The sequence below is a fragment of the Bradyrhizobium sp. CCBAU 65884 genome (genome assembly GCF_028128835.1).
GTDB classification, from domain to species: Bacteria; Pseudomonadota; Alphaproteobacteria; order Rhizobiales; family Xanthobacteraceae; genus Bradyrhizobium; species Bradyrhizobium ottawaense.
Genome location: NZ_LBJU01000125.1, coordinates 141,257 through 153,845, shown reverse-complemented (window position 1 = coordinate 153,845; position 12,589 = coordinate 141,257). Strand labels below are relative to the sequence as shown.

Below are 12,589 nucleotides of genomic sequence, written 5' to 3'. Positions count from 1 at the left end.
CATCTAACGTGCTGCGAGCCTAAGAGGCCGAGGCTTTGCCGGTCCACGCGAGGTCTGCGCCTTCTGCGATGATTGTTCGTCCTGGGAGGTTTGTTCATTTTGCTGATTTTGCGAGATGAGGCATTTGAGGCCAGCGCGCCCGAAATACATCGCCACAACTGGATGAACGCGGTTGCCTGTGTGGTACTCAAACAAGGCCTCAGCCTCTCCATCGAGCAGCATCTGCAGGGCGACACGGGATACGACCCAATTACCGCCAGCTATTCGCCGGCCGATGCCATGGACCTCGCACCAATTGCGCATCGTCGAGGGGGACCGGCCGGCGTGCTTGGCCGCGGCACTGAGGCTCATGCCCTCGCGTTTGTCGTAGGGCCGGAGAATGAAACGGGGATCATTCTCCATCGGTCACCACCTTCTTTAGAAGTGTCGCCAAGGGACCGGCGGAGCCGCCCGAGCGCGCCAAGGCGTGCTGGATGGTCTCAGCCGGGCAACCGTGTTGCAGCGCCAAGGACGCGACGATTGCCGCGTCCTGAGCGTTGGTCTCGGCAGCGGTGCCAACCTTCGTCCCGTTTATGAATACCTCGGCGATCCGTCCATCTTCGAACCGGCCGATGCCGCCGGTATAGGACTGGCCGTCGCATTCGAACCGGAAGAGCCAATGTGCTCTCCGGTCGTTCAGGCGAGTTCGGACGCCCGTCATTGCGGACCTCCAACCTCTCCATGGGCGCCCAAATCATCCATAGGCGCCCTTGTTTGGGAGGGGGCGCCCATGGGGTTTTTGGGCGCCCATGGTGCGTCCGGTAACTCCAACACGTACCGGGAGCCGGGGCCAAAGCCATCCCTGGTGGACTTGATGCCCAGCTCGGTCCTGGCATCGCGGAAGGCCTTGCTCTTGCTCAGCCGCTTGTCATCCTCCAGCAGCGCCGCCGCCCGCGCCTGACGCTCGACCTCCAGAACGTCTACCGGGCCGGCCGAGAGGATGTCCCTGAGGAAGTGCATGACGTCATCCTTGCCGCCGCCCGACTGGCCTTTCTTGGCTCCGCGGTTCTCCGACGCAGAGAGCGCTTCGTCGATCGATTCGCTGACGTGGTCGCCCTCGAACATGACATTCGATGACATGACGTCGTCGCCGACCAGGCGCTGCTCGAGCCGGAAGGCCAACCCCTTGCACTTCTTACCGAGGTTATTCTTAGCCTGGAGCAAGAACCGCCGCTCGTCGTCCTCCGGATCTTCGATCACAGCGAACGCAGCTCGGGCCGCAGCCACGAAAGCGATCGATCCGGCGAACCGGTTCAAGGCACTCTGGTTGCCGCCACCTCCGCCCTTGTTGAGGTGCGTCACGGCGACCACGGCGATGCGCAGGCGGTTAGCCATGTCGGCCAACGGCTCCAGGACTTCCCGGGTCTCCACGTTCCCGTTGCCGTCGCTGCCGCCCATGTACGCCGAGATCGGATCGACGATGATCAGCCTGACCGTGCCGATTTTCCTCGCCATCTCTTCCAGCAGATCGACGTCGGTTTTCAAGCTGAACGTCTTCCGACCGGTCCCGTCCGGCTTGGTCGCAGCCGAGACGATGTGAACACGGTCACAATCAGCTCCCGCCGCCATGAGGCGCGGGATGATGGTGTCCTGAACGCCATCCTCAGCGGACATGAAGATGACGTCGCCCGGAAGCGTCGAGCCCTCGCCACATGGCCAGTGACCACCGTTCGAAACGGTGGCCGACATGTATGCGGTGAGCTGGCTCTTGCCGAGCCCAGGCGGCCCACCCAACAGGACGAGCTTGCCTTCCGGAATGCGGCCGGGCCAGACCCACACCAACTTCTCCGGCGGGAGGTCGCTGGCGCGATGCGCGATCAATCGACGCTTTGGCGGCTTTGAGCCAGACCCTGCTTGTTCCGGCTTGTCCGTCCAGGCGGAAGCCCTGTCGGCATACTGACCGATCAGCTCTTCGATCTCACGTCGATCACGACCAAAGTGCCCGTGAGCGACGGCGATTTCAAACAGGCGATCGACCATCACGTTTTTGGGCACCCACTGGCTCGCCACGGCATCGGCCAGCGTCGCCGCCGCTTCAGTGAACACGGCCAGCTTGGCATCCTGAGATGCCAATGCCACGCTGCGCTTTACCTCGCGCAAGATTTTGGCGGCCGTGGGTCCATATTGCCGCTCGTCGCTCTCGGACGTGCCAGCAGCCTCGTCACCGGGCCGACCTTGATGGTCATCCAAGGCCTCGGCGTTCGCTGACAAAGCTTCGGCGCGGCGCTTCAATTCGTCCGGGGTCAGCGGGGCCCGTTGATGGAAATTCATCATGCAGCCTCCGCAACGACGACGACGGAAGTCTCGAGCCGGTAGCGGCCATGCATGCCCGGAAATGCTCCCGCATGCGGTTCGCTCGTGGTTGAGATGTTCAAGCCGGCCTTCCTGAGCATGTAGATGTAGTGTGAACACCTGGGGCCGGGGGTTTCCAGCAGGGTGATCCCGGCCGACCCGGCGTCGATCAGCCTTCGCAACATCCAAGCCTGGCGACCCGTGAAGGTGCGACGCGATCCGTCCGACTTCTGGATGGTGATGCTGCTCATTGCTCCACCCCCGATCCGATGCCGGCGAGGTTTGCGATCAGATCAGCAACCGCCGGGTGGACGCAATATCGACGGGCGACGTAGCTGCCGGCCCTCGTGCTGGGATGCACCACGACGATGCGCCAATTGAACAAGGGCAGATCGGAAACCGATTGTGCTTTGAGACGTCGTTTGCTACAGGTTTTCAAGTCTAGAGACTCCTAGAGAGCCCGGTGCGCACGACCTGATCCCCGCAAAGAGAGGATCGTGCCAGCCGGGTTTCGTTTGGGGGAAGGTAGGTTTAAGCCGCGCGCCGTTCGTCGTTCACCCGAGGCAGGCTTGATGCCCAGGCATTCAGATCGTCGGCGTTGATGAGGGTCCGCTTGCCGAGCTTCCTCGCAACGAGGCGCTTGGCTCTGATTTCCTCGCGAAGCTTGGTCAGGCCGATGCCGGCCGCTTTTGCAGCTTCGTGGACGCTGTAGGAGATTCGATCGACCATCTAGGTTCCTTTCGCTGTCGCCGCCCGCCGTCACGTTCATCGTGGTGCTGGACGTTCGATAGCGAAGAGATGCCCGGATTCTCTTCGGTCAATGAGATAGCCTTCGACAAATCCTCGTTCGGCCTAAGGTGCAGCTTAGGCTGAACGCCTGCCGACACTCACCAGCAAACGGAGGTCTTTCTCGGCGATCCCGATTGTTTCGTTGGCAAGCTGCTTCGCCTGTTCGCGCAAGGCTTCTTCGTCGCCGCCGGCGCTCTTGCGCGCCTCCTCGTATTCTTCCAACCCCGTTTTCCAAACGAACATCGCGGTTGGGTTCTTAGCTTTCCCACTGCTGATGTCGTTCCGCCAATTCTTTATCGATTTAACCGGATCTGCTCCTTGCTTGAGCAGCTTCTTAATTCCCTTGGTCTTAGCAACACGCTTCGCCGCTTCATTGAGCGGAACTCTCGCTCGTACTAAAAAGTCGAGAGCCACAGCCAAGGCGGCTCGAACTCGCCAAACATCGGTGCTTGCAGGAGCCGCATTCTTCAGTGGCGAGGGCTTCAAAATCGGATGAACTGTTCCGTCACTTAGGTCCATCAGAGCGGCAAAATACATCGTCACCTTATTGACCGCGTCCTCGGTGTCCTCAAATTTTCCCAGCATCCATGAAGTCAATCCGAGAAACTCCATAAATCGCTCTCGCTCTGCGAGCGGGCTGTCGTCCGGTGCGCCCTTGAGCAACAGTATCCTTTTAGCTTCAAGAACGTATTTGTTCGTGACCGCCTCTAGATGCTCAAGGTGCTCCAGACGCAAAGACTTGATTGAGCGAGTGTAGTCTCCTGCGGAGTTCTCATCTGGCATTTTCAACGGCATATCAGGATGGCTCCCTCAGTATTTGGTCCAAGGTCTTCGCCCAGGCGTCGAGGGCCCTTCGCTTCTCGGTGGCTCGATCGTACTGGTCGTAATGCCGCTTCCCCACGTCCGTTGGCGTGTGGTTGAAGATGGCATCTCGATCCTCTTTTGGAATGCCAAGCGCGGACAGCCGTGTTGAGACCGTGCGGCGCAAATCGTGAGGAGAGGGCGGGTCTGCCTTCCAGGTCTGAAGAGCTTCGCCTTTGATCTTCTCCTTCATCCGTCGCATGGCCACGGTCAGAGCGTGCCCAGTGATGGGCCCGGCAGCCTCGACCGGGGAAGGGAAAACAAAGTCGTCGTCGTCGGAGATCAGATCTATCGCTGATAAAAGAGTGGAGCGCGCTAGTTCCGAAAGGGGCACATAATGCGCTCGTCCGTTTTTCGACCGCTCCGACGGAAGGAGCCATCCCGCACCGTCGGCAACATTCAGATCTGTCAGTTCCTTCCTGTTGATTCCCGCGGCTTCCCCCGGACGGCAACCGGTCAGCAGTGTGAGCCTTAGGGCCAGTCCTACGCGCCGGGTCACGGGAGGCAGGACCGCCTGCCGCCAGAACTCTCGGATCTCGCTATCTGACAAAACCCTGGTTTCCCGGTTTTCGGCACCACGTTTTCTGAGGCGAGAGCAGGGATTGAACTCCATAAGGCCGGCGTCGATGGCGAAGCTGAACACCATCGAAATCAGAGCCTGCACTCGATTGGCCTGAACTGGAGAGCCGGCCTTGACGATGCTCTCGACCAATTCGATCACGTCCGCCCGTTCTATGTGGTCGTAGCGGCGCTTCGCCCACTTAGGCAGGACGTGGAGACGGAGGTTCCTCTCGTCGGCATCCGCCGAGCGCTTAAACCGCCTGGCGTGCTCCTCGAGATATCGGTCGGCGAGGGCCTGGAAAGTCTTGCTGCTGGCATCGCTTCGGTTCCGCCGCTTCTCCACGATCGGATTGACGCCCTCTGCGACCTTGCCCCGGAGCCCGTCCGCGGCTTTCCGTGCGTCGCCTAGCGAAATGTCTGGGTAGTGCCCGATTGTCGATCGCGCGTCCCGCCCGGACACCGGATCCCTGAACCGAAAGCTCCAGGACCTGACGCCTGCCGCCGTAATGCGAAAAGAAAGGCCAGCGCAACGGAGGTCGGCTATCTCGACCCGTCCGGACGCTGGGGCCTTTATGCCCTTGATTGTGGAATCGGTAAGAGCGCGGGCCAATGACAAGTCCGATTGCGTCCCCGGAAGCGGGCCGCTGTCCCTCAAAAGGCCGGGGACGCGCTGGGGACGGTGAAAGAGCCGATACATGACGACCGCAGGCGACCATGAGCGACCGTAAAAACCCTTATAAACGTAGGGTTTCGAGTAGCAAGAAGTTATCGCGTACGGTCGCTGAGAAACGCCCAAGACTTTAGTCAAACGACTGAAAATCGCAGTGTCGGTGGTTCGATTCCGCCCCTGGGCACCATTCCCCTGACGTCGGACATCCCCGAGATGTGGCTGCTCCCGAGGCACTACCCTCGTTCGCTATACGTGGCCGGCGGCCGCTGATATGATCGTTGGACGGTAAACGGCAGCTCGCCACCACACTTTTTCTGCGATGCCGGCCTTCTGATCGTACCTCGATCCCGCTCGCGCCTTTTCGCGTTGCCTCGACAAGAACGCTGAACAAATCGTCAATGGCTGCCGCGTCCCCGCTCACATTGGGAGATGTGCCATGGCTGCATCGGACTGGCGTCTCGAAGGCGAATGGATGAAGAACTGCACCTGCGCGTTTGGCTGTCCCTGCGATTTCAACGCACGGCCGACCCAAGGCTATTGCAAGGGAATGGTCGCCATGCGGATCGCCAGGGGACATTTCGAAGGGACCAGGCTCGATGGTCTCTGCTTTGCGATCACGGTCGACTTCCCTGGGCCGCTTCATGAGGGCAACGGGACAATCCAGCCCATCATCGACGAACGCGCCACGGCGGAGCAGCGTCAGGCGTTGTTCGATATCTTTTCCGGCAAGCATTCGGCCGAAGGCACGCTTTTCCAGATCGTCAGCATGATCGTTACCAGGATCCACGATCCGGTGTTTGCGCCGTTCGAGTTTTCCTTCGACAAGGAAGGACGCGTCGCAAAACTCGTCGCCAGGGGCGTGCTCGAGACCGATGTCGAGCCGATCAAGAACCCGGTCACCGGTGATCCGCACCGCATCCAGGTGGTCATGCCCGAGGGGTTCGAACATCGGGCGGCCGAGGTCGCATCCGCCAACATCCGCTCGACCGGGGCGATCCCGTTCGAGACCCGGGGTACGCATAGCTCGCTCGCCAATGTCGTGCAGACGCCCGAGGGGGTTGTCGCATGATGCGGCGCTGACACCGACATAAAACCTCGGTGTCAGCTCCTCATCGCTATGGACAAGTCGATGCAGGGGCGCTCGATACTGGAACACCTGCTCCACCGCGACCGGCTGATCGTCGCGATCGGGACTGCCGCAGTGGTGGCGCTCGCCTGGGCCTATCTCGCCGCGGGCGCCGGCATGGACACCGAGATGATGACCGACATGCCGGACATGGCGCCGATGCCGTGGACGCCATTCTATGGCGTGCTGCTGTTCGTGATGTGGTGGGTGATGATGGTCGCGATGATGGCGCCGAGCGCGGTGCCCACCGTTCTCTTGTATGCGACCGTCAAGCGCAAGCAGGAGACCGCCTCCCGCGCTGCAATCGATACCTGGATCTTTCTCGCCGGCTATCTCGTGACGTGGGCGGGGTTCAGTCTCGCTGCGGTCCTGGTGCAAGGAGCGTTCGAACGTTTCGGATTGCTGTCGATGGCGATGGCAAGCACCAGCGCGATTTTGGGCGGCGGCGTTCTGATTGCAGCAGGGCTTTATCAGTTCACGCCTCTCAAACAGGCGTGCCTGCGGTACTGCGAGAGCCCGCTGTTGTTTCTCAGCCGACATTGGCGGCCCGGCACACGCGGCGCATTGCGAATGGGACTTCGCCACGGCAGCTACTGCGTCGGCTGCTGCTGGTTTCTGATGGTATTGCTGTTCGTCGGCGGCGTGATGAACCTGGCCTGGATCATCGGCATCGCGCTCTATGTCGCCGGCGAGAAGCTGCTGCCGTTCGGCCGAAGATTGAGCTATGCGGCAGGCGGGGTCCTCATCCTGTCCGGCACGATCGTTCTTGCGCGGGCAATCTGAAAAGCAGGTCCAAAGGCGGCTGAAAATGTGCGGCTTTCGACATGCCCGTGTACCTGATTGCTCAAGGCCAGCCGACCTCCGTGATGATACGGATGCTTTAAGCTGAAGAATTGAGCTTTGCCCAAACACAAACTTAAGGCTGTTTCAGCTACCTTTGCGCTATGAGCAGCACCCGCGCGCCGCTTTCGGCCGCGGGTGTCCCTGTGCAGTCGAGGCGGAGACACGGCGATGCCAATACTGCGGGCGAGCGCAGTTCTGCCCTGGCGGCCGAAGCGGGGGTGCGCGTCGTGATTCCCGCAGGGGCAGTCCGCAAAGCCGGAAGAACGATCCTGCGGAATGGTCCGCTGCAGATCGCATTGTTCTTTCTGCCCCTGGCCTGGATCGGCTATTTCGCAATCACCGCGTCGGAGCGGATGGATGCGGTCGAGCAGGCGCGGTCGCACGGCGACAGCGTCGCCGAACTGTTCGAGGAAAACACCGAACGCATCTTCGAGCGCGTCGATCAGTCATTACTGGTGGTGCGAGCGCTCTACGCCCAGGATCCGCTCACCTTCAGCTTGAAGTCATGGTCGGACACGGCCCGCATTGCGACCGGCGACGTGGTTCAGTTCGCACTGATCGGATCGGACGGATACATGATCGACACGACCGCGGGCTATTCCGGTCCGCCGCTTTATCTTGGCGATCGCGAACACTTCATCAATGTCATGGCGCAAGCCGACGATCGCCTCTACGTTGCCAAGCCGGTGCTGGGACGGGCCTCGAACAAATGGACGATCCAGCTGGCAAGAAAGTTGTTCGACCTCGCGCGGAATCCGGCCGGGGTGATCGTCGGCTCGATCAGCGTCGACGTGGTCGGCAGGTTCTACGACACGGCAAAGCTCGGCGTCGGAGGAACGCTGGTGCTCAGAAATGCGAATTACGTCGTGCTCGCCGCCCGGGGCGTGGACCAGGGCTCCGTGCTGCGACAACGCACACCCAGCCGCGTCGAGGGCGAGCTCGGTGACGGCTTCTATGTGCAATATTGGAACGAGAACCGGCCGAACCGCAGCGACCGGCTGATCACGGCGCGCAGGTCGCGGGCGTTTCCGCTCATCTTCACCGTCGGCATTTCGGAGCAGGAGATTTATTCCCGCTCCGCCTTCAGGCAGAAGGTCTATCTCGGCGGCGCGCTGCTGCTGACGTTCATTATCCTCGCCGCGACGACATTCCATTGGCGACGGCAGCAGGCGCTGGATCGCGCTCACCGCGAGCGGCGCGATTTTGCCAGCAAGTTCGAGGATGCGCTCCGGAACCTTCCCCAGGGCTTGAGCATGTTCGATGGCCGTGACCGCCTGATCGCATTCAACCCGCAATGGCTCGAACTCTATGGCCTCCTGCCGGAAGACATTCGGATCGGCATGCATTTCCGGGATATATTCGCAAAACAGACCGCCGTTCTCGACGTCGAGGCCTATCTCGTCGATTTGAAGAACCGGCTCGCCCGGTCGGAGCAGATCTCGAACACCGTGCAGTTTCCCGATGGACGGGTCGTCTACATCTCCTACGGCCGGCGCGAGGGTGGCGGCTGGGTCGCTACTCATGAGGACATCACCGAGCGCAAGGCGTCGGCGGACCGCATCGAGCGGCTGGCGCATTACGACAGCCTGACCGGCCTTGCCAACCGCAACCTGTTCAAGGAGCGCATCGACGAGGCGCTAGCCAGCTCGCGCCGGCTGGAGCCTGCGTTCGCCGTCCTCCTGCTCGATCTCGACAAGTTCAAGTCCGTCAATGATGCGCTCGGCCATCAATGCGGCGACGCGTTGCTGAAGCAGGTTGCCGACCGGATCAAGGCGCAGATTCGTGATGCCGATACGGCGGCGCGAATTGGCGGCGACGAGTTTGCCGTGATCGTGGCCGCGATGCGCGACGGCGCTGCAAGCCTGGCCGAGCGGCTGGTCCAGGCCATTGCCGAGCCCTATCACATCGATGGCCATCCCGTCGTGATCGGCTGTAGCATTGGCCTTGCGCTCGTGCCCGAGCACGGCACGCGGGTCGATGAGATCCTCCGCAACGCCGATCTTGCGCTCTACAGGTCGAAGAATGCCGGCCGAAGCTGCTTCCACCTCTATTCAGCGGAGCTCAAGGCGGAAGCGGATCAGCGCAACGTGCTCGAGATCGAGCTGCGCGAAGCGATCTGGCGCGAGGAGATGGAGGTATTCTATCAGCCCGTGATCGAGCTCGGCACCGGCCGGGTAAAATCGGTCGAAGCGCTGGCGCGCTGGCATCACGGCACCAGGGGCTACATTCCTCCGGCTGAGTTCATTGCGGTTGCGGAGGCGGGGGGCTTGATCGTCGAGCTCGGCAATCAGGTGCTTGCCCGGGCCTGTCGCGATGCGATGAGCATGCCGGCCGACGTTAAGGTCGCCGTCAATCTCTCCGCCCTGCAATTTGCCGGCACCAATCTCGTCGACACCGTGACGTTTGCGTTGGCGCAAAGCGGCCTTCCGCAAACCCGGCTCGAGCTCGAGATCACCGAGAGCGTATTTCTCGCCGACACCGAGGAGAACCTCAAGACGCTCCAGCGCCTCAAGGCGCTCGGCGTCTCCATTGCCCTCGACGATTTCGGTGTCGGATACTCGTCTTTGTCCTATTTGACGGCCTTTCCTTTCGACAAGGTCAAGATCGACAAATCGTTCATCGACAGGATCGATCGCTGCGAGACCGTCGCCGTGCTGAAGTCCATCGTGCAGCTCGCGAAGACGTTGAAGCTCTCGATCGTCGCCGAGGGGGTCGAGTCCTTCGAGCAGGTTAAACGGCTCCAGTCACTCGGCATCCCGCTCGGCCAGGGATTTCACTTCAGCAAGCCCGTGCCGCTCGCCGGCCTCTCGTGGCAGGCCCCACCGGCGCGACGGAAACGGCGGGCGGCGTGAGCTGAATGCCTCCGGCGTTTGTCATTATCGCCCGCCGCCCAAGAGCAGGAAAGCTGAGCAGGTGAAGCCTCCCTAGGAATAGCTTGGAAGGGGGCAAGACCTGGTGGTCCCCTGGCAACGTTCAGCTTCCGCTGAGAGCCGAAGGACTGCACCGCGGAGCCAATTCCCGAGCCAAATCGCACCCGCCGATCCTGGCACTCCATTTGCTCAGTCTTGACCAAAGCCGGGCCTCGTCAGGGAGGCCCGTTTCAGGTTGAGGCAAGCGATGCAAGAAATGTCCCGTTCTGGTACTGCCGGAGAACTCCGGCTCGATGCGCTGATCGCCGATTTGTGGTGGCGCGTCCGGCTGTTGAATACCGACATTCTTGAGGAGGAAGCAAAAGCCGGCGTGTTCGACGTGCTTCAGCCGACATATCCGCTGCTTGCACTGAACCTCCGAGCGCGGCGCGACAATCTGGTCTCGACGATCGGCGTGCTCGAGGAGCGTGCGAAATCGGTGTCGGAAGCGGCTTGAGAGCGGCCTCCGGTGACACCGGAAGACGTCAGCGAGGTGGCTCTTCACGGTGCTGACGGACACGCCGAGCGTCGCGAAGATCGCTTCGCGCGTCTGTCCTTCGCAGGGGGGCTCGACGGACAAGCCGCCATGCGCTTCGTGCTGCGGATGACGCGTGGTTGCCGACGTCTCGATCGTCGCCGCGTGATCGCCGACACATATCATTCCAGCGGGTCGATCTAGCTTGGCGTCAGGTGGCTCGCAATGATCCACCGGGAAGAGGACAAGACTTATGCGCAATACCATCCTTGTGGCCTTCGCAGCGATCACCCTGGCAAGCGCGGTGACGCCCGCGAGCGCGCTGACCATCGTCCGCGATCATCGCGACCCGCCCATCGTGCGCGACCATCGCAATCAGACCATCGTCAGGGACCACCGCACGCAGCCCGAGGTCCGCGATCATCGCCACTAAACGTCCCGGCGGCGGAGCCGAACCGAACGGGTTCGGCTTCGTCGTCTTGTCGAAAAGCCCGACAATCGTCCCGCGCGCAACGCCGGTGTCCATTCGCGATTGTGAGGCCTGAGCACGCGCCACGCCCGCGCCGCCATGCTATTGCTGCCTCCGCAACTTTCCCGCGAGGTCGCCATGCTCCCCATTCCCGCCGATATCTTCACCGAGCCCGAGGACGTCTCGCCCGACGGCCTTGCCAATCTCGGCCCGCTTCGCCGTCTCGCAGGGCATTGGCAGGCGGACAAGGGCATCGACATCAATCCGAAGGCGGAGGGGCCGGAGCGGCGGACCTTCATCGAGCGCATCCGCATGGACCCGATCGATCCGCAGGCCAACGGGCCGCAGCTGCTGTACGGGCTGCGCTATCACATCCACATCAACACGCCCGAGGAAGACATCACCTTCCACGACCAGGTCGGCTATTGGCTGTGGGAGCCCGCGACCGGGTTGATCATGCAGACGCTGGCGATTCCGCGCGGGCAGGTGCTGCTGGCTTCGGGCAAGGCCGGGCCCGACGACAGGACGATCTCCGTCACCGCAAAGCGTGGCGATACCGCCTACGGGATCTGCTCGACCGACTTTCTGGAACAGGCGTTTCGCACCGACTCCTATCGCTGCGACATCACCTTCAACGACGACGGCAGCTGGACCTATCTGATCCAGACCGAGTTGTTCGTGCGCGGTGCGCCGTTCGACCATCGCGACACCAACACGCTGCAGCTGGTCGCGCCACCAAAGCTCAATCCGCTCGCGGTGATCGTCAACGATCGCGCCAGAAGCGATGAGAAGGGCGATGGGCCGGCAGCCTCGGCCTGAGTGATGCTCGGAGACTTTGCATGAAGCCCTATGTCATCTGTCTGATGCACTCCAGCCTCGATGGCCGCACGCATCCCAGCCGCTGGCGCCCGAAGGGGGCGGGCACGGACTGGTTCGAGAAGATTCATGACGAGCTCGGCGGCGATGCCTGGGTGATCGGCCGCGTCACCGGCTCGGAGTTCGCCAGGGGCCAGCCTTATCCTGCGACGACCAATGCGAAGCTGCCGCGTGAAAACTGGTTCGCGCGGCGGGACGCCAAGACCTATGGAATCGTGCTCGATGCGCAGGGCAAGATCGGCTGGGGCCGCTCGGACATCGGCGGCGATCCGATCGTCGTCGTGCTGACCGAGAGCGTGCCGGATTCGCATCTCGCAGGGCTCCGGGGCGAGAGCGTGTCCTACATCTTCGCGGGCAAGTCCGAGCTCGATCTGGCGCTGGTGCTGGACATTCTCAGCCGCGAGTTAGGGGTGAAGCGCCTGCTGGTGGAAGGCGGCGGCGTCGCCAACGGCGCGTTCCTGCGTGCCGGTCTGATCGACGAGTTCAACCTGATTCTCAGCCCCGCGATCGATGGCGCAGAGGGCGCGCCCTTCGTGTTCTCTTCAACGGAGGCGGACAGCGACAAGCGCGCGCCGATCACCGCGATGACGCTGGAGAGTACGCGCCAGCTCGGCGGCGGTGTCCTGCTGCTGCGCTATCTGATCAAGAACGATCCGCAAGCCGCGAGCCGGTAACGCGC

General features: G+C 62.0%; 14 protein-coding genes. 7 read left to right on the top strand and 7 right to left on the bottom strand.

All coding sequences use genetic code 11. From position 1 onward, the window contains the following. Nucleotides 1–3: 3 nt before the first annotated feature. The 7 genes from XI03_RS26650 to XI03_RS26620 form a co-directional block, all read right to left on the bottom strand. The gene (locus XI03_RS26650) at nt 4–402 is read right to left on the bottom strand and encodes a hypothetical protein (RefSeq protein WP_271593742.1); all 399 of its coding nucleotides are present in this window, start codon (nt 400–402) and stop codon (nt 4–6) included. Further along, the gene (locus XI03_RS26645) at nt 392–700 is read right to left on the bottom strand and encodes a TSCPD domain-containing protein (RefSeq protein ID WP_271593741.1); all 309 of its coding nucleotides are present in this window, start codon (nt 698–700) and stop codon (nt 392–394) included. The genes XI03_RS26650 and XI03_RS26645 overlap by 11 nt, the downstream gene beginning before the upstream one ends. Next, on the bottom strand, nt 697–2,313 hold the full coding sequence (locus XI03_RS26640) for an AAA family ATPase (RefSeq protein WP_271593740.1): 1,617 nt from the start codon (nt 2,311–2,313) through the stop codon (nt 697–699). The genes XI03_RS26645 and XI03_RS26640 overlap by 4 nt, the downstream gene beginning before the upstream one ends. Continuing rightward, nucleotides 2,310–2,582 (bottom strand): winged helix domain-containing protein, encoded by a 273-nt coding sequence (locus XI03_RS26635; protein WP_271593739.1) that lies wholly within the window; start codon nt 2,580–2,582, stop codon nt 2,310–2,312. The genes XI03_RS26640 and XI03_RS26635 overlap by 4 nt, the downstream gene beginning before the upstream one ends. Before the next feature lie 280 nt (nt 2,583–2,862). Beyond that, complete coding sequence (locus XI03_RS26630; RefSeq protein ID WP_271593738.1) at nt 2,863–3,060, bottom strand: helix-turn-helix domain-containing protein; 198 nt, start codon at nt 3,058–3,060, stop codon at nt 2,863–2,865. A gap of 135 nt (nt 3,061–3,195) precedes the next feature. Further along, a complete protein-coding gene (locus tag XI03_RS26625) occupies nt 3,196–3,915 on the bottom strand; it encodes a hypothetical protein (RefSeq protein ID WP_271593737.1) in 720 nt (239 codons plus the stop codon). Nucleotide 3,916: 1 nt separating this feature from the next. Continuing rightward, complete coding sequence (locus XI03_RS26620; protein WP_271593736.1) at nt 3,917–5,152, bottom strand: tyrosine-type recombinase/integrase; 1,236 nt, start codon at nt 5,150–5,152, stop codon at nt 3,917–3,919. Between the two features lie 496 nt (nt 5,153–5,648). On the opposite strand from XI03_RS26620, the gene XI03_RS26615 reads away from it, so the two are divergent. The 7 genes from XI03_RS26615 to XI03_RS26585 all read left to right on the top strand — a co-directional run bounded on the left by XI03_RS26615 (nt 5,649) and on the right by XI03_RS26585 (nt 12,584). Next, nucleotides 5,649–6,281, top strand: a complete 633-nt coding sequence (locus XI03_RS26615) for a DUF1326 domain-containing protein (RefSeq protein WP_271593735.1) — start codon at nt 5,649–5,651, stop codon at nt 6,279–6,281. A 60-nt stretch (nt 6,282–6,341) separates the two neighbouring features. Further along, nucleotides 6,342–7,121: a DUF2182 domain-containing protein gene (locus XI03_RS26610; RefSeq protein WP_038972200.1), complete on the top strand. Its 780-nt coding sequence runs from the start codon at nt 6,342–6,344 to the stop codon at nt 7,119–7,121. Between the two features lie 356 nt (nt 7,122–7,477). Continuing rightward, on the top strand, nt 7,478–10,033 hold the full coding sequence (locus tag XI03_RS26605; RefSeq protein WP_271593734.1) for a bifunctional diguanylate cyclase/phosphodiesterase: 2,556 nt from the start codon (nt 7,478–7,480) through the stop codon (nt 10,031–10,033). A gap of 265 nt (nt 10,034–10,298) precedes the next feature. Beyond that, the gene (locus tag XI03_RS26600; protein WP_028140731.1) at nt 10,299–10,547 is read left to right on the top strand and encodes a hypothetical protein; all 249 of its coding nucleotides are present in this window, start codon (nt 10,299–10,301) and stop codon (nt 10,545–10,547) included. A gap of 271 nt (nt 10,548–10,818) precedes the next feature. Next, a complete protein-coding gene (locus tag XI03_RS26595; protein ID WP_038972180.1) occupies nt 10,819–10,998 on the top strand; it encodes a hypothetical protein in 180 nt (59 codons plus the stop codon). Nucleotides 10,999–11,172: 174 nt separating this feature from the next. Then, entirely contained in the window at nt 11,173–11,853 is a 681-nt protein-coding gene (locus XI03_RS26590; RefSeq protein WP_028140728.1) for an FABP family protein, read from the top strand. A 20-nt stretch (nt 11,854–11,873) separates the two neighbouring features. Further along, nucleotides 11,874–12,584, top strand: a complete 711-nt coding sequence (locus tag XI03_RS26585) for a RibD family protein (RefSeq protein WP_271593733.1) — start codon at nt 11,874–11,876, stop codon at nt 12,582–12,584. Nucleotides 12,585–12,589: the final 5 nt, after the last annotated feature.